Origin of the sequence: Campylobacter sp. US42a (assembly GCF_004379055.1) — a bacterium.
Classification (GTDB): Bacteria; Campylobacterota; Campylobacteria; order Campylobacterales; family Campylobacteraceae; genus Campylobacter_D; species Campylobacter_D jejuni.
Genome location: NZ_RYYK01000011.1, coordinates 1 through 19,944 on the forward strand (window position 1 = coordinate 1; position 19,944 = coordinate 19,944).

Genomic DNA, 19,944 nt, shown 5'->3' on the forward strand with positions numbered 1-19,944 from the left:
ATCCTGATATGTCAGTTTATCCACAAAATGAAGATGGAGGTTATTCTAAAGAAGCTTTATTTATGAGTTTTTTAAAAGCTCAAAATGGACAACCTGTTGAGAGTCCAAAAACCACACTTAATCCAACAATAGAAGCTTACAATAGAGCTATGGCTAAAGAGAGTTTTTCAACTACTAGTGTAGATATAGGTGATATTATGACAGGCAAAGTAGATTTTGCAAGTCTATTTAAATATCTAGCTAGTAAAAATGGAAAATTAGAAGGGCAACTTTATATGTATGAAAATAACATTCCTAAAGAATCTGCTATGGGTAATTGGGCTTTAGATGCTGAAATTAAACAAGCCATTGCCAATGGCTGGAAAGCAAAACCTAGCACCATTAATTCCTACGCTGATTCTATAATGGATAGATTAAATAATCTTATAGGACAAACTAGGGTTTAAAGAAGTATTTGCACGAAGTCAAATTAAAAATGATGACATTTGCAAATACTTATGCGAATCACATAAAGCTAGGCGCATCGTTTGAAAAGAGTATTAAATCTCCGTTTTTTGTTTCTTTAGCTAGAGTTTGAACTAGCTGGCTTTTTTCTTTAAGTATAATGGTTTTTATTTTTAACTCTTTTTTGAAAATTTCAGCATTGATTTGTGCACTAATGATAGCAAGATCAAAACACTCATTGATGATTTTAGCAAGTTTTATATTTTCTTCTTCGCTTACTTCTACTATACCAGGACTTACTAAAACTTTGCGTCCTTTATAGCTTTTACAAAGTTCATAGCTTGTGCTCATACCTTTAAAATTTCCATTAAAACCATCATCTATGATAAATTTAGGCTCTCTTGAAAGCACTTGCAAGCGATGTTCTATGGAGTTTATATTTAAAACTTGTTTTTGAATTTTTTCTAGTTTTATACCAAGATAATGAGCACAAAGTATACAAACACAAAGATTTTGCGCGTTAAAATCCCCTAAAATTTGACTTTTGAAATCATAGGATTTATTTTCTATATCGACTTTAAATTCTAAACCTTCAAGACTTGAATGAATAAGATTTAATTTATCATCATAAAGGCTGATGAGTTTATCTTCTTCTTTTTGGGTGCTAGAGTGTAAAAAAGCCTTTTCTAGTCTTTTGGAATTTAAGGCTTCAAGTTTGGTTGAGCGGATATTTTCAACACTTTTAAAATACTCTAAATGTGCATTGCCTATCTCTCCTACTATGCTGATGTGAGGTTGTAAAAAACGAGTGATTTCATCAATATCGCCTTTAAGTCTAGCACCTGCTTCAGCTATGTAAATTTGAGTATCTTGGCTTAAATTGGTATTGATATCAGCAACTATACCTAGCAAGGTATTGACAGAGCGTGGTGTTTTGTAGCTTTTAAAGTCATCTTTTAAAAGTTCGTATAGAAAATTTTTAATACTTGTTTTTCCAAAACTTGCGGTAATGAGTATGATTTTTAAATTTTCATTGGCTTTTAGTTTGGCTTTGGCTTGTTTTTTATAATATAAATTTGTAAAAAACTCATAAATTTTAAGACTCAATAAAGCAAAAGGAAGGCTAAAAAGATTAAAAAGAAAAGAAAAACGCAAAGCAAGGATGGCAAAAATAGCATTATAAACAAAAACAAAAACAAAAAACCATTTAACCTTACTTGTAAAAACAAGCTTTTTATCTATACCTTTGTTCCAAAAATACAAAATCGGAGTATGAATCAATGCAAAATATGCTAAAGAGTATAAAGGAAAAGCTAAGAATAAAAAATAAGGAATAAATAAAAAATACAAATGCCACAAAGGTTTATGATAATGAAAAAACACGCGTTTAAATTTATAAGAATACCATTGTAAAGCACTCATAAGATAAAAAGCTATACAAAAATTAAAAAATAAAGAATTGATAAAATAAAGAGTATTGATAAGCATTTAAATTTCCTTAATTTTTTGAGCTATGAAAGCAGAATGTTTTAAAAAGAAAAAATGATCCCCCTCTAAAGGATAAAAAGTGCTATTTTTTAAAAGTTGATGCATTTTTTCACCACAATACAAAGGCGTAGCTTCATCGCTTTTTCCCCAAAAAATCAAGCTTTTAGCCTTTTGCTTGGCAAAAATTTCACTAAAATCCTCATCAACAACCCTTTTAAAGGTTTCATACATCATAGGACTAAGATTTGCTCCATCTTTACTAGCAAAATAGCGATAAAATTTTCCCAAACCAAAGAGTTTTAAAATTTTAAAAATACGGATTTTAAAACGCACTTTTAGGGATTTTTTAGCTAAAATTCCCGCACTTGAAAGTAAGATTAGAGTGTCTTTTTCTTTTGCGAGTAGGGTACTTACTTTTCCACCAAAAGAATGTCCCATGAAAAAACAGACATCGAGTTTTTTTTGTTTTAAAAAAAGTTCTGTGATATTGGCATAATCTTGAGTGTTTAAAATTTCTTCCACGCTTGAATTTCCAAAACCCGCTAAATCCATATAAATTTGACAAAAATCTTTCAAAAAAGGACAAAAACTTTGCTTCATAAGTTCTTTATTGGCTCCCCAGCCGTGTAAGATAAGTATTTGCGGTAAGGAAAGATCACCTAAAATTTCATAAGAAATTTGATAAGTTTTGTTTTTATAAGAAAGTTGAGTTTGAGCCATTTTAAGCCTTTTGATTTTTGTAGATATTTTCTAAAAGTTGCATGGCATTTTGTAAGCGTTCAAATTCTTTCATACTAAGCATTACAGCTTCAAATTTGTTATTTTTTAAAATAACTATTTTTCCACTTTCGCTTTTTTTGAGTTTTTCCATAATGGGGCTAAAATTTCTTACCACTTCGGTGGCAGTGTAAATTTCATCTTGTTTAAAAGAGAGCATTTTTCTTCCTAAAATACGCTAAATTTTATGTATAATTTAGCGTATTTTGACTTAAAAGCTTATAATTTTCCTTTTTGTCCGTTGATGGAGTGAAGGAAGTTGTAATTGATTTTTATCATTTTTTCAAGTGAAATTTGATCAGCTAAAGCGTTTAAAGTGGTATTAAAATCTTTAAAAAGATAATTAGCCAAAGAACCAGGATTTGGGTTGATTTCATTTAAATATACTTCATTATCCAGTATAAAAAAATCGCAGCGTATTAAAGCACCTTTAAACAAAGGATTGTAGATCTTTTTAAAACTGTCTTTGAGTTTTTCTTTTAATTCTTCGCTTAAATCCGCTTCTATAAGTTCATTGTGTCCTGAAAAGCTAAGATATTTTTGTTCAAAGTCTAAAAATTCTTTTTTCTTTGGCTCTTCTATAATGGAAAAAACAAACTCATCATTGATCATACATCCTGCAAGATTGTATTCTTTGATATTGTTTTTAAATTCTTCTACTACAAGATCATTGTCAAATTCAAAACCTACATCTTTGGCGTATTCTAAATCTTTTTCATCTTTTACTATGCTAATACCTATACTACTTCCAAGTCTTGCAGGTTTGATAATACAAGGAAAACTAAGCTTTTCTTTAGAGTTTTGATTTTTTCTTAGCATGGTATAATCAAGTGTTTTTACACCAACGCTTTTGGCATAAAGTTTGGTAAGTTCTTTGTTGAAAGATAATACACTAGCTTCAAGCCTAGGTCCTATAAATTTAATAGAATAAAACTCAAATAAAGCCGCAATTTTTCCATCTTCTCCATCTCTACCATGGATAAGATTGATCACGCATTCGCACTCTAGTTTATTTTCTTTTAAAAAGCCTTTGCTAAAAAAACCTCCTTGTTTGATGAAGAGTTCTTTTTCATTTTTATAAGCTTTGGTGCTAAAAGTTTTAGAATTCATTTTTTCGCTTGGAATGTGATAAAATCTTCTTTCTTCATCGCAAAAAACAAATTCTAAATTTTGATTGATAACTTTTTTAAGTACTACAGCACTTACTATACTGATCTCATGTTCATAAGAATTTCCGCCAAAAAGTATTGCAAATTTCATTTTATTCCTTTATCCTAGTTTTTTAAGAGCTTCTTTGATGAGTTCGCTTGTGCCTGTTGCTTGAGCACTTGCTAAAACACTTATGATTTTTTCTTGTTTAAAGCCTAGAGTAAGAAGTGCGGCTAAGGCTTCGCTTTTATCATCGCTTACATTTTCAAGTTTGGTTTTTGTGTCAGAAAGTTCTACTATAATGCGTTTTGCACTTTTTGGACCTATTCCAGGTACTTTTTTAAGCACGCTTTCATCGCCCAAACTTAACGCTTTGTAAAAAGAATTTACATCAAGACTAGAGCATACCGCCATAGCAGTATTTGCACCCACTCCATTGACTTTTAAAAGCATTTCAAACATTTTTTGTTCATCTTTATCCAAAAAGCCATAAAATTTATTAGAATCTTCTTTGATGATTTGAGTAATAAAAAACTCATGCTTTTCTTGGGTTTGAATTTTAGCAGAACAAAAAAGCGAAATAAATATCCCATAGCTTAAACCACTAGCGCATTTAACAATGATAAAAGTAGGTTCTTTTTTTGTGATTATTCCTTCGATGCCGACAACCATGCTATATCCTTTTCTTCATAATCTAATTTTTTATGTATTTCTATACTTTCTTGGTTGTTTTGTATGACTTTTTTAATGCCTATAAATTTAGCACTTTCATTAACAAATGAAGAGTAAAAAATATCTTCTTTAGGCTCTAGAAGTGAAAATTTGATTTCATTCATATCAGTCCATTTGCCGCTTTTATTTATAAAAGTTGCTTCAAAAAGCATTTTTTGCAAATTGATTAATTCTAATTGTAAAGATTTTTTGCGTTCAAGAAGTTCTTTTTCTTCATTTTGTAGTTTATTTAATTCAAGATTTTGTAAAGAGAAATCTTTTAGGGCTTTTTCGTATTGTACAGGAACATTTTGACCTTGATTTTTAAGTTCTGTTATCTTTTTTTCAACGCTTAAAATTCCATTTTTACTTGATAAAATGTATTGTCTTATTTTATTTATTTTATGATTTAACTTAGAAATTTGCTCTCCTAAAATCGCAAATTCTTCATCATAATTTTTATCAAGAGTTTTAATTTTAGCATGAAATTTATTGTTATCCCCGTTAATGCGTTCTATTGTGGTGTTTTCAAAAAACACACAAGAATTATTACTTTCTAAATTTTCTATATAGATTTTATCAGCTTGTATATTTCCGCCTAAACTTTTTTTAATTCTCACTTCTTTGGCTTTGATTGTTCCACCTTCGAGCAAATCTATATTTAAAATTTCGGCTTCCGCAAATCCTCTATGAGTTTTTATATAGGCTTGTTTGGCTTGAATTTTGGCTTTAGAGTGTGTAGTGCCTTCAATTTTCATTTTGGTGGCATTAAGTTGAGTGTTGCTTCCTACGCTTCCGACTACATTTAATTCTTCACATTCTATCCCAACACCAGAATTTACAGCATCTTTTACTTCTGAAAGAAATTTTATATTGATTTTGACATTTTTGTCTAGTCCAGCTCTTATAATCCCTATATTTTTAAAATCTACTCCATTAAAATCTAGTTCATTGGCAATATCAAATTTTTCACCATCTTGCACTACATAACCTTTTTTTAAAGCTATATATTCTGTGTATCCATCTTGCTCTACTTGTTTAAAAGCTGAAGAACAAGAAAATTTAACTTTATTTTCATTTGCGGCTAAAACTTTTAAGGTGTGTAAATTTAAGTCTTTTCCTTCTTTACCTTGTTTAAATTTGGCGTGTTTTAAAACAACTTCATTTTCATCAACAACAATAATACCTGAGCGTTTTTCATCGATAGTGTAGTTTTTGGTTTTTTCTTTATAAGTCAAGATCAGGGATTCATCTTGACTTTCTATAGGATCAATACCTTGTGCAACGGTGATTTGTATAGTTTTATTTAAAGGGGTGTTTTTATGTTGATTGCAAAAAGACATTAAATTTTTCTTAAAATCAAAAATACGGATACCTATTAAAAATTTAAGTTTCAACATCTTTTTATAAATATTTTGCAAAAGTTCTAGTGCTAGTTTTTCATGAAAGTCTAAATTTGTAAAATCAATTTGAGCAACTATTTTGGTTAAATTTTTATTTGCAACCAGTTTGACTGCTTGAGATGCTTTGCTTTGGTTTATACCGTGGAAAATTTCTATTTTGTATTCTTGCTTGATTTGAAGATCATTTTTTAAAAAAATTTCATCTTTATCAAAAAGAGTTAATTCTTTTTCAGAGATTTTTTCCCATTCTAAATCTCCAAAACGATATTGTGTAGAAAATGCCAATAAACTAAAATCAAGCTCATTTAAGCTAAGGTTTGTTCGTGAAGCTACGCTTAAAAGCTCTCGAGCTGGATTTTCTGTATAGGCAATAATTTTTTCATCCAAAGCCAAAACTTTCCCCTTGTAAAAAATTAAGAATGTAATTATAGTCAATTTTTAATCAATTTTAGTTAAAATAGTTCTCTTTATATTTTGAAATTTATGAAAAAATTTAATGAAGAGTTTAGTATTTAAAAATTTTATTATCAATGCTTTAGGAATTTTATTTTCAAGAATTTTAGGGCTTGCTAGAGATGTTTTAATAGCGCTTTTTTTAGGAGCAGGGCTTTATAGTGATATTTTTTTTGTGGCTTTAAAAATGCCTGCTTTTTTTAGAAGAATTTTTGCAGAAGGGGCTTTTGGACAAAGTTTTTTGCCTAATTTTGTAAAAGCGAAAAAAAAAGGAGCTTTTTGCGTTAGTGTAATGATGCAATTTAGCCTTATAGTTTTTTTATTTTGTCTTTTGGTAAGTTTTTTCTCCTCTTTTTTTACTAAGCTTTTTGCTTTTGGGTTTAACGCAGATACTATAGCTTTAGCGGCTCCTTTGGTGGCGATTAATTTTTGGTATTTGTTTTTTATTTTTTTAGTTACTTTTTTAGGAGCTATTTTAAATTATAGACAAAAATTTTTCATTACCTCTTTTTCTGCGGCATTATTTAACTTAAGTATTGTTATAGCTGCCTTTTTTGTGGATAAAAATGCACCGCAAAATACACTTTATTATTTTTCTTATGCAACGGTTTTAAGTGGGGTGGCACAGCTTATTTTACATTTGCTTGTTTTAAAAAACAATCCTGTAATACATGCTATGGCTTTAAGTGTAAAATTTAAAAAAGCCAAGGCGAAATTACAAGGTTTTTATGGCAATTTTTTTCATGGAGTTTTAGGTTCTTCTGCGACTCAATTTAGCTCATTGCTTGATACAACTATAGCTAGTTTTTTAATGAGCGGGAGTATTTCTTATCTTTATTATGCAAATCGTGTCTTCCAACTCCCCCTTGCACTTTTTGCTATCGCTCTAACTCAAGTTTCTTTTCCAAAAATTTTAAAACATTTAAAAAGTGGTCAAGAAAATTTAGCTTTAAAATTTATGCAAAGAGCATTAGCGCTTTTAAGCATTTTGCTTATTGCTTCTAGTATTGTAGGTTCTGTGTTTGCTTTGGAAATTTCAAAACTTTTATTTGAAAGAGGAAATTTCACTCACGAAGATAGTGTAATTACGGCTTATGTTTTGATTGCTTATCTTATAGGGCTTTTACCTTTTGGTTTGCAAAAGCTTTTTTCTTTGTGGCTTTATGCAAAATTTAAACAAAAAACAGCAGCTTGGATCGCGGTAAAATCTTTAATTATCAGTGCTTTATGTTCTATGGCTTTTATATTTTTGATTAAAGATGAAAGTTTAAAGGTTATTGCAGTAGCACTTTCAAGCTCTATTAGTGCTTTTTATTTGCTTGGAGCTAATATCAAAGAATTTGGTTTTAAGAAATTTTTTGCTTTAATATCTATTAAAATTTGCTTATTGGTTATAGTTGCTTTGATTGTTTTTACAACCTTACTTATTTTGATTAAACCTTATATTTTAAGTTTTTTTATAGGAATTTTTACAAGTTTTAAAGGAGTTTTTTAATGAGATTATTAGACAGTGTAACAAAAGAGAAAATAAAACTTGATAAAAAAGATATTAGTATTTACTTATGCGGACCTACGGTTTATGATGATGCACATTTAGGACATGCAAGAAGTAGTGTTTGTTTTGATCTTTTGCGTAGGGTTTTACTTGCTCAGGGCAATAGGGTAAAATTTGCTAGAAATTATACAGATATTGATGATAAGATTTTGAAAAAAATGGCTCAAAGTGGTCAAACTTTAGAGGAAATTACGGAATTTTATATCAAAAGTTATGAAGAGGATATGAGGGTTTTAAATGTATTAGATCCTGATTTTAAACCTCGTGCAACGCATTATATAACAGCTATGCTTGATTTGATTAAAAAGCTTGCTAAGGATGGGTTTGTTTATACTCTAGAAGATGGAATTTATTTTGATACAAGTAAAGATGAAAAATATTTAAGCCTATCAAATCGCAATTTAGAAGAAAATATCTCTCGTCTAAGTAATGAAGTGCAAAAAAGAAATGAAAGCGATTTTGTGCTTTGGAAATTTGATGAAAATTTTTACGAAAGTGAATTTGGCAAAGGGCGTCCAGGTTGGCATACTGAATGTGTTGCTATGATTGATTCTATTTTTGAAAATACTCTTGATATACATGCTGGAGGGATAGATTTGCTTTTTCCTCATCATGAAAATGAAGCTGCGCAATGTCGTTGTGGATGTAAGAGAAAATTAGCAAATATTTGGCTTCATAATGGTTTTGTAAAAATCGATGGTGAAAAAATGAGTAAAAGTTTAAATAATAGTTTTTTTATAAAAGATGCTTTAAAAGAATTTATGGGCGAGGCTTTAAGATTTTATCTTTTGAGTTCTCATTATAGATCTCATTTTAATTATTCTTTATCGGATTTAGAAAATGCTAAAAAACGTTTAGATAAATTTTATCGCCTTAAAAAAAGATTGGATTTAGGTGAAATTTCTGATTTTGATGTTTTAAATGATATTGAAATAAAAAGCGAAATTGCTAAGCAAATTTTAGAGATTTTAAATGATGATTTAAATATTTCTAAAGCCTTAGCTCTTTTGGATGATTTTATCAGTAGTGCAAATTTAGAGTTGGATAAAGAAAGCAAAAATAAAATTTTAAAACAAAATATCAAAGAAGCTTTAAGCGAGCTAGCTAAAATTTTTGGCTTTGGTTTTATGGATACAACTTTATATTTTCAATGGGGTGTAAGCAAAGAAGAACGAGAAGAAATTGAAAAGTTAATTTTAGAAAGAACTGAGGCTAAGAAAAACAAAGATTTTAACACAGCTGATGCAATAAGAGAGCAATTAAATAGTAAAAAAATCACTCTTTTAGATACTCCAAATGGAACAATTTGGGAGAAAATAAATGCATAATGAGATGAATTTAAAAGAGGTTTTAATACGCTTTAAGCCCTTTTATAAAAGATATTGGAAACAATTTGCTATAGCTATTTTCGGTATGATTTTAGCAAGCGGAGGAACTGCTGGAAGTTTTTATGCTTTAGAGCCTATTTTAAATTATATTTTCGTTGAAAAAAATGAAGCTTTACTTTATACAGTGCCTTTTTTGCTAGTATTGATGTATTTTTTTAAAAATCTTGGAACTTATTTACAAAGTTTTTATGTTTCCTTTATAGGAACAGATATGTTAAGAGTATTGCGTGCTAGGGTTTTGAAAAATGTTTTACGCTTGGATATGGATTTTTTTAAACGCTATAGAAGTGGAGAGCTTGTAAGTCGTTGTACTAATGATATTAATGCACTTCAAAGCATAGTATCAAACATTATTCCTGATTTTTTTAGAGAGCTTTTAACTGCTATAGGACTGCTTGCAGTAGTCTTGTATCAAAGTCCTACTTTGGCTTTTTTTGCTTTAGTGATTTTGCCTTTAGCTATTTTTCCTTTGGTATGGTTTGCTAAAAAACTTAAAAAATATGCAAGAAATATACAAGAAACAAATTCGGATTTACTTTCTTATTTGGGTGAAATTTTTTCAAATATTGAATTGATCAAAGCTAATGATAATGAAAAAAAAGAAAGTGATAAATTTGCTAAGCATAATGATACTTTATGTAAATTAAACCTAAAATCCGCACGTATTGATGCACTTACAAGTCCTTTAATGGATATGATGGGTTCTGTTGGGGTTGCTGTGGTGATTATTGTAGGGGGTAGAGAGGTTATCAATGGTTCTATGAGTGTGGGAAGTTTTATCAGTTTTGTTTCGGCACTTTTTGCGATATATACTCCTTTAAAGCGTCTTTCGTCTTTATATGGAAAACTTCAAGGTGCTGTTGCGGCAAGTGAAAGAACTTTTTATTTATTGGATTTAGAACCTCAAATTAAAGGTGGAAGCAAAGAATTAAAAAACATTGAAAAAATTAGCTTTGAAAATGTTGAATTTGCTTATGAAAACCCGCATAAAAGTGTTTTAAAAGGCGTAAATTTTGATTTTGTTAAAGGGCAAATGCTTGCTCTTGTAGGGACAAGTGGGGGTGGTAAATCTTCTATTATTAATCTTTTGATGTATTTTTATGAAAAGCAAAAAGGTAAAATTTTACTTAATCAAGAAGATATTAGCACTTTTACCATAGAAAGCTTACATGCTAAAATAGGACTTGTAACGCAAAATATTTATCTTTTTAATGATAGTTTTGCTGCAAATATTGCTTATAGCGAAGAGTTAGAAGAAGAAAAAGTCATCCAAGCTTTAAAATTGGCCAATGCTTATGAATTTGTTAAAGAAATGGGCGGGATTTGGGCTGAAGTGAAAGAACATGGTAAGAACTTAAGTGGAGGGCAAAAACAAAGAATAGCAATCGCTAGAGCTTTATATAAAAATCCTGATGTGCTTATTTTTGATGAAGCAACTTCAGCTTTGGATAATGAAAGTGAAAAAGCAATAGTTAAAACTATAGAAAATTTAAAACAAGATAGATTGATTTTAGTGGTTGCACATCGTTTAAGCACTATAGAAAATGCGGATAAAATAGTAGTATTGGATAAGGGCAAGGTATTGGCAATAGGTAAAGATGAAGAGCTTTTGCAAACTTGTTCTTTGTATCAAAAATTTAAAAGCAAAGAAAAAACAAAGCCTAGCTTTAGTTAATTTTAGTTAGAATTTCAAAAAGGATTAAAAAATGGCTTATGAAATGATAAAACCTTTACTTTTTAAGTTAAACCCTGAGCATGCGCATGCTTTGGTTGAATATAGCTTAAGAGCTTTAAGTGCTAGTTTTCCAGGAGCTTTAAGTTTTTTAGCACACAAATATATAGTTGATGATGAAAGTTTAAGGCAAAATTTACTTGGACTTGATTTTAATAATCCTGTAGGTTTAGCAGGAGGCTTTGATAAAAATGCCACTATGATAAGACCTTTGAGTGCTTTAGGATTTGGCTTTTTGGAAGTGGGAACTTTTACTCCAAAACCTCAAGAAGGCAATGAAAAGCCACGCCTATTTAGACTTGTAAAACAAGAAAGTATACAAAATGCTATGGGTTTTAACAACGAAGGTGCTGAAAAGATTGCTTTAAGACTCGCAAAAACTTATCCTTTTGTTTTGCCTTTAGGGGTAAATATAGGGAAAAATAAAATCACTCCAAATGACAAAGCCTTGGAGGATTATTTTACTTTGTTTAGAGATTTTAAGGATTTGTGTGATTATTTTATCGTTAATATCTCATCTCCTAATACTAAAAATTTAAGAGAGTTGCAAAATGATGATTTTTTAAATACCTTGCTTGAAGAAGCCAAAAAAATCACTTCTAAGCCTATTTTGATAAAAATTGCTCCTGATATGAAAATAGATGATGCTTTAAATTTATGTGAAAATGCCATTAAAAAAGGTGCAGATGGGTTTATATTAGCCAATACTAGTGTTGATTATAGCTTGCTAGATAATAATCGTACTTTTGGTGGTATTAGCGGAAGGCTGATTACGGAAAAAAGTGGTATTTTTTTCAAAGAAGTAGCTAAAATTCTTTTTGGCAAAACCTTGCTTATTGCAAGTGGAGGGATTGATAGTGCTGATATTGCTTATGAGCGTATTAAAAATGGGGCTAATTTGGTGCAAGTTTATACAGCTTTGATTTTTAAAGGTCCTTCTTTGGTAAAAAATATCAATCAAAATCTTATAGAGCTTTTGAGAAAAGATGGTTTTTTACACATTAGCGAAGCTGTTGGGGTAAATTTAAAATGATTGCTTATGAAAAAATTCAATTAAAAAACAAGCTTGAAGTTTATGCTTTGCCTGTAAATAAAAATAGCGATGTGATTAGCGTTGATATTTTTTATAAAGTGGGTTCAAGAAATGAGATCATGGGAAAAAGTGGCATAGCTCATATGCTAGAACATTTAAATTTTAAAAGTACTAAAAATTTAAAAGCTGGCGAATTTGATGAGATTGTTAAGGGTTTTGGTGGTGTGGATAATGCAAGCACAGGTTTTGACTATACTCATTATTATATTAAATGTGCGAAGAAAAATTTAGATAAAGCTTTAGAGCTTTTTGCGGAACTTATGGCGAATTTAAATTTAAAAGATGAAGAATTTCAGCCTGAAAGAGCAGTGGTTTTAGAAGAGCGTAGATGGAGAACAGATAATAATCCTTTGGGATATCTTTATTTTAGACTTTTTAATCACGCATTTATGTATCATCCTTATCATTGGACTCCTATAGGTTTTTTTAAAGATATAGAAAATTGGAGCATTGAGGATATTAAAGAATTTCATAGTATTTATTATCAACCTAAAAATGCGATTTTGCTTGTAAGTGGCGATATAGAAAGTAAAGAAGTTTTTGAGCTTTCAAAAAAACATTTTGAAAAGATTAAAAATACTAAGACTATACCTAAAATTCACACAAAAGAGCCTAAGCAAGATGGAGCAAAAAGAATATATTTGCATAAAAACTCAGATACTGAACTATTAGCCCTTGCTTATAAAATTCCAAATTTCAAGCACAAAGATATACCTTCCTTAAATGCTTTATCCGAGCTTTTAGGAAGTGGGAAAAGTTCTTTAATGAGTGAAATTTTGATTGATAAATTAAATTTAATCAATGATTATTATGCTTATGTTAATGATTGTATAGATGAAAATTTATTTATTTTTATTTGTAATTGTAACCCCAATGTTAATGCAGAAAAAGTAGAAAAAGAGCTTTTAAAAATCATTGATAAACTTAAAATGGGTAAAATTTCTCAAAAAGATTTGCAAAGAGTGAAAAATAATGTCAAAAGCGATTTTATTTTCTCACTTAACAATGCTAGTGCAGTGGCAAATATTTATGGTTCATATCTAGCAAGAGGGGATATCGATCCTTTGTTAAATTATGAGAAAGATATACAAAATTTGGAATTAAAAGATTTGATTTCTTGTGCTAAAAAATATTTTATTCAAGAAAATTCAACTACGGTAATTCTAAGAAAGGATTCAAATGGATAAAAATGTTATCATTGGGGCGATGACTGCTCTTATTACACCGTTTAAAAATGGAAAAGTTGATGAGCAAAGTTATGCAAGATTGATTAAAAGACAAATAGAAAATGGCATCGATGCAGTAGTTCCAGTAGGAACAACAGGAGAAAGTGCAACTTTAACCCATGAAGAACATAGAACTTGCATAGAGATAGCCGTTGAAACTTGCAAAGGAACTAAGGTTAAGGTTTTAGCAGGTGCGGGAAGTAATGCAACTCATGAGGCAGTGGGTTTGGCTAAATTTGCTAAAGAACATGGTGCTGATGGGATTTTAAGTGTGGCGCCATATTATAATAAACCTACACAACAAGGACTTTACGAGCATTATAAGGCTATTGCACAAAGTGTAGATATTCCTGTGCTTTTATATAATGTTCCAGGAAGAACAGGTTGTGAAATTTCAACAGATACTATTATCAAGCTTTTTAGAGATTGTGAAAATATTTATGGAGTAAAAGAAGCGAGTGGAAATATCGATAAGTGTGTGGATTTGCTTGCGCACGAACCTAGAATGATGCTTATTTCAGGGGAAGATGCGATCAATTATCCTATACTTTCAAATGGTGGAAAGGGAGTGATTTCAGTAACTTCAAATTTATTGCCCGATATGATTAGCGCTTTAACTCATTTTGCTTTAGATGAAAATTATAAAGAAGCTAAAAAAATCAATGATGAGCTTTATAATATCAATAAAATTTTATTTTGCGAAAGTAATCCTATTCCTATTAAAACGGCTATGTATATAGCTGGATTGATAGAAAGTTTGGAGTTTAGACTTCCTCTTTGTCCTCCAAGTAAGGAAAATTTTGCTAAAATTGAAGAAGTGATGAAAAAATATAAGATCAAAGGATTTTAATGAATACAGAATTTCAAGGAAAAACTTTAGTAATCAGCGGTGGAACTCGCGGGATAGGCAAAGCTATAGTTTATGAATTTGCTAAAGTGGGTGCAAATATAGCTTTTACTTATAATTCTAATGCGCAAATTGCTGATGAAATGGTGCAAGATTTGGAGAAAAATTATAAAATCAAAGCTAGAGCTTATGAATTTAATATCTTAGAACCTGAAACCTATAAAGAACTTTTTGAAAAAATTGATGCGGATTTTGATAGAGTGGATTATTTTATCTCAAATGCTATCATTTCAGGACGTGCGGTTGTAGGTGGTTATACTAAATTTATGAAGTTAAAACCAAAGGGAATTAATAATATCTTTACAGCCACAGTAAATGCTTTTGTTGTGGGCGCACAAGAAGCAGCTAAAAGAATGGAAAAAGTAGGGGGTGGAAGCATTATTTCTATCTCATCTACAGGAAATTTAGTGTATATAGAAAATTATTCAGGTCATGGCACAGCAAAAGCTGCCGTAGAAGCTATGGCAAGATATGCGGCTACTGAACTTGGAGAAAAAAATATCCGTGTAAATGTCGTAAGTGGTGGGCCTATTGAAACTGATGCTTTAAGAGCTTTTACAAATTATGAAGAAGTAAAACAGGCTACTATAAATTTAAGCCCTTTAAATCGCATGGGGCAGCCTGAAGATTTGGCTGGAGCATGTCTTTTTCTTTGTTCAAGTAAGGCAAGTTGGGTAACAGGACATACTTTCATCGTTGATGGTGGTACAACTTTTAAATAAAAATTAAGAAAAATCAATGGATTTTTCTTAAAAATATTTTTTAATCAAGTTTTAATTTCCATCCTAAAAAAACACTTAATAATGCAAGTAAAAAAATAAAATTTAAAGTCCAATTGCCAAAACCTACAAAACCTATAGATAATACGCTGTAAAAAAATCCTCCCACAGCTGAATAAATACAAATCGTACTTAAAGATCCATTTTCTGCCATTTTTTTACATGGGCAGATTTTATAAAATTTTTTATCGTTAAATTGATTTTTCTTTTTATTTCCCAAAAATAAACCAAAAAGGGCAAAAAGATTTAAAAAAATAAAAGCATATAATAAAATTTGATCTAATTCCATTTTAATATACCTTAAAAGTATCTAAGCCAAGAGGGTAAATGGACTTGTTCTTCTTTTAAAGTAGTCTCTTGTCCATGTCCTGGTAAAAGTTTAAAATCTTCTTTGTAAGTCATAACTTTTTCTAAACTTTGTTTCATTAAATTTGCATCTGAATAAGGAAAATCCCATCTTCCTATGCTTCTATAAAATAAAAAATCTCCACTAAACATGATATTTTTACCTACAATTTCTATCATAGTGCAACCTGGTGTGTGTCCTGGTAAAAAGTGAAATTTAAAATCAACTCCGCAAATATTTAAAATATCTTCATTATCTACTAAAAAATCCGCATCGCTAGAATCATAGCCTTGATTGAAATCATCATGTAGCATAAAAGCATCATTTTTGTGAATATAAATGGGGATGTTGTATTCTTTTTTAACCTTGGCATTATCCCAAATATGATCATAATGCCCGTGAGTATTTAAAATCGCTAAAGGATTTTTTACATGTTTTTTGATAAATAAAAGTGCATCAGTTCCTGGATCAATGATAAATTCACCCTTTGGGGTAAATAAAATATAGCAATTAGTTTCATAAACTCCACAAGCTTGTTTGATAATTTGCATTTTTTACCTCTTTAATAAAAAATTTGCCTTAAATAAATATAATTATACATTAAATTTTTAAAAGGCAAGCTTTATGGATTGGCAAAAGATTACGGAAAAAATGTGTGATTTTATACAAGAAAAAGTGAAAAATTCTCAAAGTCAAGGTGTGGTTTTGGGGCTTAGTGGCGGGATTGATTCTGCTTTGGTAGCAACGCTTTGTAAAAGAGCTTTAAAAGAGAATGTTTTTGCTCTTTTAATGCCAACTCAAATTTCAAACAAAGCCAATCTTGAAGATGCTTTAAGGCTTTGTGCGGATTTAAATCTTGAATATAAAATCATAGAAATTCAAAGCATTTTAGATGCTTTTATAAAGCAAAGTGAAAATACCACTCTAGTATCTTTGGGAAATTTTGCAGCTCGTATTAGAATGAGTTTGCTTTATGATTATTCTGCTTTGAAAAATTCTTTAGTTATAGGCACTTCTAATAAAAGCGAATTACTTTTGGGTTATGGTACGATTTATGGAGATTTAGCTTGTGCTTTTAATCCTATAGGATCGCTTTATAAAAGTGAAATTTATGCCTTAGCAAAATACCTTAACTTGCATGAAAATTTTATCAAAAAAGCTCCAAGTGCGGATCTTTGGGAAAATCAAAGCGATGAGGCGGATTTGGGTTTTTCTTATGCAAAAATCGATGAAGGTTTAAAAGCCTTAGAAACTAATGATGAAAAACTTTTAAGAACGCTTGATCCTTCTTTGATTGCTATGCTAAAAAATCGCATGCAAAAAAATGCTTTTAAGGGAAAAATGCCTGAAATTTTGGAAATTTAAACAATGAGTGAAGAAAAAAATTATGAACTTTGGCTTGATAATTATTTTTTTAAGCCTAATTTTTGGCAAAAATGCCTTGCTTTTATACTTTTACCTTTAAGTGTGTTTTATGCTTTTTTTGCGATTTTAAATACTTTTTTTTGTAAAAAAATAGTTTTTAAAAAACCTGTTATTAGCGTTGGTAATTTAAGTTTTGGAGGTAATGGAAAAACCCCGCTTTGCAAAGCTATAGCAAGGGAATTTGATGGCGTTTTTATAGTGCTTAGGGGCTATAAAAGAAAATCTAAAGGTTTGTTTGTTGTTAAAAATCAAAATGAAATTTTATGCACCTTAGCACAAAGTGGCGATGAAGCTATGGAGTATGCTTTTGAAGAAAATATCAAAGGTGTGATTGTAAGTGAAGATAGAGTAAAAGGTATTGAAAAAGCTTTTGAGTTGGGAGCTAAAATCGTTGTACTTGATGATGCTTTTTCTAAATTTCATATTAAAAAATTTGATATTTTGCTTGAAAGTAAAATCAAACCTTATTTTAATTTTACTTTGCCAAGTGGAGCTTATCGTTTGCCAAAATTTTATGAAAAAAGGGCTGATTTTATTGCATTAGAAGGTAGGGATTTTGTGCGTTATTCTTTTGTAAAAGAAAATCCAAAGGCTGTTTTGGTAACTGCTATTGCTAAACCTTTTAGATTGTATGAGCATTTTATCAAAGCAAGGGCTTGTTATTTTTTTAAAGATCATTATGAGTTTAAAAAAGAAGAATTAGAAAATTTGCTAAAAAAACATAATTGCGATACACTAATGCTTACTTTTAAGGATTTTGTTAAAGTTAAAGATTTTGGTTTTAAATGTCAAATTATAGAATTAAATATAGAATTAAAAGATTCATTAAGGGAAAAAATAAAAACTTATATCAAGGAGTTTGAGCAATGAAATTAGTCGAGAGTAGAAATGTAAATAATGTATCAAGTTTTAAGGAAGCTTTGATTAACCCAAACGCCCCAGAAGGAGGGCTTTACTCACCTTTAAATTTGCCTATTTTTGAAGGAGAAAAATATGCCAATTTGTCTTATAAAGATTTTGCTTTAAAGCTTATAGAAAGTTTTGGTTTTGGCGAAGAAGAGCTTTTTAAAAAGGCTTTGAAAAGTTACGAAAGCTTTGATGATAAAAATACACCTATTTCTTTGCAAAAAATCTCTGAAAAAACCTATATTAACGAGCTTTGGCATGGGCCTACAAGAGCTTTTAAAGATATGGCTTTACAGCCTTTTGGTGTGCTTTTAAGCGAATTTTCAAAGGATAAAAATATTTTAATTATCTGTGCTACAAGTGGCGATACAGGGCCTGCAACCCTAAAAAGTTTTGAAAATGCAAAAAATGTTAAAGTAGCTTGTATGTATCCAAAAGGTGGCACAAGCGGAGTTCAAGAGTTGCAAATGCGAGCTTTAGATAAGGATAATTTGAAAGTTTTTGCCATAGATGAGGATTTTGATGCAGCGCAACGCACTTTAAAAGAATTGCTTTTTTCAAAAGATTTTCAAAATGAAATTAAAGCTTTAAATTATGAGCTTTGTGTAGCAAATTCTGTAAATTTTGGACGTATTTTATTTCAGATTATTTATCATTATTATGCGAGTTTAAAACTTTTTAATGAGTTTTTAGAAGAAGTGCAAATCATCGTTCCAAGTGGAAATTTTGGCAATGCTTTAGGAGCTTTTTATGCTAAAAAAATGGGAGCTAAAATTTCAAAAATCAAAATTTCTTCAAACGCAAATAATATTTTGAGTGAATTTTTTAATCAGGGTGTTTATGATTTGCGTGAAAAAAGTCTTAAGAAGACTATTTCTCCAGCTATGGATATACTTATTTCATCTAATATCGAAAGACTCTTATTTGCGAAATTTAAAGATAAAAGAACTAAAGAACTGATGAATTTGTTAAAAAATGAGAGATATTTTAAACTTGAAAAAGAAGAATTACAAAGTTTGCAAGAAGATTTTGAAGCAGATTTTTGCACCGATGAAGAATGTATGCAATTTATCAAACAAAGTAAAATTTTAATCGATCCGCATACCGCAACTTGTTTTAAAATGCTTGATCCTTTAAAACCTAGCATTATTACCTCTACAGCAGAATGGACAAAATTTACTCCAAGTATGATAAAAGCTTTATATGATAGGGATTCTAAGAATGAAAAAGAAGATTTAAAATTTATAGCTAAAGAGTTTAATGTCCAAGTTAAAGATGAAATTTTGGCTTTATTTGATTTGAAAAATAGCGATGAAAAGGTATTTGAAGCCAGAAATATAAAAAAAGAAATTTTAGATTGGATGCAAAAATGATTATTATTCCTGCAAGATTAAAATCAAGTCGTTTTCATGAGAAAATTTTATGTGATATAGGTGGAGTGCCTATGTTTGTGGCTACTGCAAGAAGGGTAAGTAGCGTGGATGAAGTTTGTATAGCTTTAGATGATGAAAAGGTTTTAAGTATCGCTAAAGAATATGGTCTAAATGCGGTTTTAACAAGCAAAGATCATGAAAGCGGTACGGATAGGATTAATGAAGCTTGTAAGAAACTAGCTTTAAAAGATGATGAGATTATTATCAATGTCCAAGCTGATGAGCCTTTTATAGAATGTGAAAATTTATTAAAATTTAAAGAATTTGCAAGTTCTTGCTTGGATAAAAAAGCTTTTATGGCGAGTTGTTATAAAAAAATCACTCAAGAAGAAGCTATGGATCCTAATCTGGTTAAAGTGCTTTGCGATAAAGAAGGGTATGCTTTGTATTTTTCAAGAGCTAAAATTCCTTATGAAAGAGAAAATTACGAGGAAAGTTTTAAAGGGCATTTAGGCATTTACGCTTATAGTGTCAAAGCTTTAAGAGAGTTTTGTTCTTTATCGAGTTCTGCACTTGAAAGAGCGGAAAAGTTAGAGCAATTAAGAGCTATAGAAAATGGTAAAAAAATCAAAATGCTTGAAATTTCAACAACAAGCATGGGGATTGATACTAAAGAAGACTATGAAAGGGCTTTAAAAATTTATTTAGAAAAATAACTCCACCCCAAAACGGAACAGATTTTGCTTGTATTATTTATAAAATATATTTAGATTGAAGGCAAAAAATCTA

19 protein-coding genes and 1 pseudogene are annotated in these 19,944 nt (G+C 29.9%); 12 read left to right on the forward strand and 8 right to left on the reverse strand.

What is annotated here, in order from left to right:
• Window positions 1-446, forward strand: a pseudogene (locus ELQ10_RS08240) (hypothetical protein); the annotation flags it as partial.
• Between the two features lie 58 nt (window positions 447-504).
• On the opposite strand, the gene murF reads toward ELQ10_RS08240, so the two are convergent.
• Genes murF through ELQ10_RS08270 form a run of 6 tightly spaced genes read right to left on the reverse strand, consistent with a single transcriptional unit; the run spans window position 505 to window position 6,365 of the window.
• Window positions 505-1,932 (reverse strand): UDP-N-acetylmuramoyl-tripeptide--D-alanyl-D-alanine ligase, encoded by a 1,428-nt coding sequence (murF, locus tag ELQ10_RS08245; protein ID WP_134250453.1) that lies wholly within the window; start codon window positions 1,930-1,932, stop codon window positions 505-507.
• Complete coding sequence (locus tag ELQ10_RS08250) at window positions 1,933-2,652, reverse strand: alpha/beta hydrolase (RefSeq protein ID WP_134250454.1); 720 nt, start codon at window positions 2,650-2,652, stop codon at window positions 1,933-1,935. It abuts the gene before it with no gap.
• Between the two features lies 1 nt (window position 2,653).
• Window positions 2,654-2,869 carry a type II toxin-antitoxin system Phd/YefM family antitoxin gene (locus ELQ10_RS08255; RefSeq protein ID WP_002852622.1) on the reverse strand — a complete coding sequence of 72 codons (216 nt, stop codon included), beginning with the start codon at window positions 2,867-2,869 and terminating at the stop codon, window positions 2,654-2,656.
• A 59-nt stretch (window positions 2,870-2,928) separates the two neighbouring features.
• On the reverse strand, window positions 2,929-3,969 hold the full coding sequence (locus ELQ10_RS08260) for a D-alanine--D-alanine ligase (protein ID WP_002866926.1): 1,041 nt from the start codon (window positions 3,967-3,969) through the stop codon (window positions 2,929-2,931).
• 9 nt (window positions 3,970-3,978) lie between these two features.
• Entirely contained in the window at window positions 3,979-4,530 is a 552-nt protein-coding gene (gene ruvA, locus ELQ10_RS08265; protein ID WP_002856927.1) for a Holliday junction branch migration protein RuvA, read from the reverse strand.
• Entirely contained in the window at window positions 4,506-6,365 is a 1,860-nt protein-coding gene (locus ELQ10_RS08270) for a flagellar assembly protein A (protein ID WP_002878012.1), read from the reverse strand. The genes ruvA and ELQ10_RS08270 overlap by 25 nt, the downstream gene beginning before the upstream one ends.
• 103 nt (window positions 6,366-6,468) lie before the next feature.
• Here ELQ10_RS08270 and murJ point away from each other — a divergent pair, with 103 nt between their 5' ends.
• Genes murJ through ELQ10_RS08305 form a run of 7 tightly spaced genes read left to right on the forward strand, consistent with a single transcriptional unit; the run spans window position 6,469 to window position 15,048 of the window.
• Complete coding sequence (gene murJ, locus ELQ10_RS08275; protein WP_134250455.1) at window positions 6,469-7,920, forward strand: murein biosynthesis integral membrane protein MurJ; 1,452 nt, start codon at window positions 6,469-6,471, stop codon at window positions 7,918-7,920.
• Window positions 7,920-9,308 carry a cysteine--tRNA ligase gene (gene cysS / locus ELQ10_RS08280; protein WP_002938088.1) on the forward strand — a complete coding sequence of 463 codons (1,389 nt, stop codon included), beginning with the start codon at window positions 7,920-7,922 and terminating at the stop codon, window positions 9,306-9,308. Before murJ ends, cysS begins: the two co-directional genes overlap by 1 nt.
• Entirely contained in the window at window positions 9,301-11,043 is a 1,743-nt protein-coding gene (locus ELQ10_RS08285) for an ABC transporter ATP-binding protein (RefSeq protein WP_002858782.1), read from the forward strand. The genes cysS and ELQ10_RS08285 overlap by 8 nt, the downstream gene beginning before the upstream one ends.
• A 31-nt stretch (window positions 11,044-11,074) precedes the next feature.
• Entirely contained in the window at window positions 11,075-12,133 is a 1,059-nt protein-coding gene (locus ELQ10_RS08290; protein ID WP_002872967.1) for a quinone-dependent dihydroorotate dehydrogenase, read from the forward strand.
• On the forward strand, window positions 12,130-13,380 hold the full coding sequence (locus ELQ10_RS08295; RefSeq protein WP_133401964.1) for a pitrilysin family protein: 1,251 nt from the start codon (window positions 12,130-12,132) through the stop codon (window positions 13,378-13,380). The genes ELQ10_RS08290 and ELQ10_RS08295 overlap by 4 nt, the downstream gene beginning before the upstream one ends.
• Window positions 13,373-14,269, forward strand: a complete 897-nt coding sequence (dapA, locus tag ELQ10_RS08300; protein WP_133401963.1) for a 4-hydroxy-tetrahydrodipicolinate synthase — start codon at window positions 13,373-13,375, stop codon at window positions 14,267-14,269. The genes ELQ10_RS08295 and dapA overlap by 8 nt, the downstream gene beginning before the upstream one ends.
• Complete coding sequence (locus ELQ10_RS08305) at window positions 14,269-15,048, forward strand: enoyl-ACP reductase (RefSeq protein ID WP_002938094.1); 780 nt, start codon at window positions 14,269-14,271, stop codon at window positions 15,046-15,048. Before dapA ends, ELQ10_RS08305 begins: the two co-directional genes overlap by 1 nt.
• A gap of 40 nt (window positions 15,049-15,088) precedes the next feature.
• On the opposite strand, the gene ELQ10_RS08310 is transcribed toward ELQ10_RS08305, so the two are convergent.
• Both ELQ10_RS08310 and ELQ10_RS08315 read right to left on the reverse strand, forming a co-directional pair.
• Entirely contained in the window at window positions 15,089-15,394 is a 306-nt protein-coding gene (locus tag ELQ10_RS08310; protein ID WP_002852583.1) for a hypothetical protein, read from the reverse strand.
• Window positions 15,395-15,405: 11 nt separating this feature from the next.
• Window positions 15,406-16,002, reverse strand: a complete 597-nt coding sequence (locus tag ELQ10_RS08315) for an MBL fold metallo-hydrolase (protein WP_002852433.1) — start codon at window positions 16,000-16,002, stop codon at window positions 15,406-15,408.
• Window positions 16,003-16,075: 73 nt separating this feature from the next.
• Between ELQ10_RS08315 and ELQ10_RS08320 the strand changes: the two genes are divergently transcribed.
• Genes ELQ10_RS08320 through kdsB form a run of 4 tightly spaced genes read left to right on the forward strand, consistent with a single transcriptional unit; the run spans window position 16,076 to window position 19,871 of the window.
• Window positions 16,076-16,816, forward strand: a complete 741-nt coding sequence (locus ELQ10_RS08320; RefSeq protein WP_002857155.1) for an NAD+ synthase — start codon at window positions 16,076-16,078, stop codon at window positions 16,814-16,816.
• A 3-nt stretch (window positions 16,817-16,819) separates the two neighbouring features.
• Window positions 16,820-17,746 (forward strand): tetraacyldisaccharide 4'-kinase, encoded by a 927-nt coding sequence (locus ELQ10_RS08325; protein WP_133401962.1) that lies wholly within the window; start codon window positions 16,820-16,822, stop codon window positions 17,744-17,746.
• The gene (gene thrC / locus ELQ10_RS08330) at window positions 17,743-19,155 is read left to right on the forward strand and encodes a threonine synthase (protein WP_133401961.1); all 1,413 of its coding nucleotides are present in this window, start codon (window positions 17,743-17,745) and stop codon (window positions 19,153-19,155) included. The genes ELQ10_RS08325 and thrC overlap by 4 nt, the downstream gene beginning before the upstream one ends.
• Window positions 19,152-19,871 carry a 3-deoxy-manno-octulosonate cytidylyltransferase gene (gene kdsB / locus ELQ10_RS08335; protein WP_002856736.1) on the forward strand — a complete coding sequence of 240 codons (720 nt, stop codon included), beginning with the start codon at window positions 19,152-19,154 and terminating at the stop codon, window positions 19,869-19,871. Before thrC ends, kdsB begins: the two co-directional genes overlap by 4 nt.
• The last annotated feature ends 73 nt before the right edge of the window (window positions 19,872-19,944 follow it).

What these genes read in the sequence shown, in the direction of transcription:
- kdsB (WP_002856736.1), top strand. Translation starts at nt 19,152, where the DNA reads ATGATTATTATTCCTGCAAGATTAAAATCAAGTCGTTTTCATGAGAAA.
- ELQ10_RS08310 (WP_002852583.1), bottom strand. Translation starts at nt 15,394, where the DNA reads ATGGAATTAGATCAAATTTTATTATATGCTTTTATTTTTTTAAATCTT.
- cysS (WP_002938088.1), top strand. Translation starts at nt 7,920, where the DNA reads ATGAGATTATTAGACAGTGTAACAAAAGAGAAAATAAAACTTGATAAA.
- dapA (WP_133401963.1), top strand. Translation starts at nt 13,373, where the DNA reads ATGGATAAAAATGTTATCATTGGGGCGATGACTGCTCTTATTACACCG.
- ELQ10_RS08305 (WP_002938094.1), top strand. Translation starts at nt 14,269, where the DNA reads ATGAATACAGAATTTCAAGGAAAAACTTTAGTAATCAGCGGTGGAACT.
- ELQ10_RS08290 (WP_002872967.1), top strand. Translation starts at nt 11,075, where the DNA reads ATGGCTTATGAAATGATAAAACCTTTACTTTTTAAGTTAAACCCTGAG.
- murF (WP_134250453.1), bottom strand. Translation starts at nt 1,932, where the DNA reads ATGCTTATCAATACTCTTTATTTTATCAATTCTTTATTTTTTAATTTT.
- ELQ10_RS08295 (WP_133401964.1), top strand. Translation starts at nt 12,130, where the DNA reads ATGATTGCTTATGAAAAAATTCAATTAAAAAACAAGCTTGAAGTTTAT.
- ELQ10_RS08260 (WP_002866926.1), bottom strand. Translation starts at nt 3,969, where the DNA reads ATGAAATTTGCAATACTTTTTGGCGGAAATTCTTATGAACATGAGATC.
- ELQ10_RS08320 (WP_002857155.1), top strand. Translation starts at nt 16,076, where the DNA reads ATGGATTGGCAAAAGATTACGGAAAAAATGTGTGATTTTATACAAGAA.
- ELQ10_RS08315 (WP_002852433.1), bottom strand. Translation starts at nt 16,002, where the DNA reads ATGCAAATTATCAAACAAGCTTGTGGAGTTTATGAAACTAATTGCTAT.
- ELQ10_RS08325 (WP_133401962.1), top strand. Translation starts at nt 16,820, where the DNA reads ATGAGTGAAGAAAAAAATTATGAACTTTGGCTTGATAATTATTTTTTT.
- ELQ10_RS08250 (WP_134250454.1), bottom strand. Translation starts at nt 2,652, where the DNA reads ATGGCTCAAACTCAACTTTCTTATAAAAACAAAACTTATCAAATTTCT.
- ELQ10_RS08285 (WP_002858782.1), top strand. Translation starts at nt 9,301, where the DNA reads ATGCATAATGAGATGAATTTAAAAGAGGTTTTAATACGCTTTAAGCCC.
- ELQ10_RS08255 (WP_002852622.1), bottom strand. Translation starts at nt 2,869, where the DNA reads ATGCTCTCTTTTAAACAAGATGAAATTTACACTGCCACCGAAGTGGTA.
- thrC (WP_133401961.1), top strand. Translation starts at nt 17,743, where the DNA reads ATGAAATTAGTCGAGAGTAGAAATGTAAATAATGTATCAAGTTTTAAG.
- murJ (WP_134250455.1), top strand. Translation starts at nt 6,469, where the DNA reads ATGAAGAGTTTAGTATTTAAAAATTTTATTATCAATGCTTTAGGAATT.
- ruvA (WP_002856927.1), bottom strand. Translation starts at nt 4,530, where the DNA reads ATGGTTGTCGGCATCGAAGGAATAATCACAAAAAAAGAACCTACTTTT.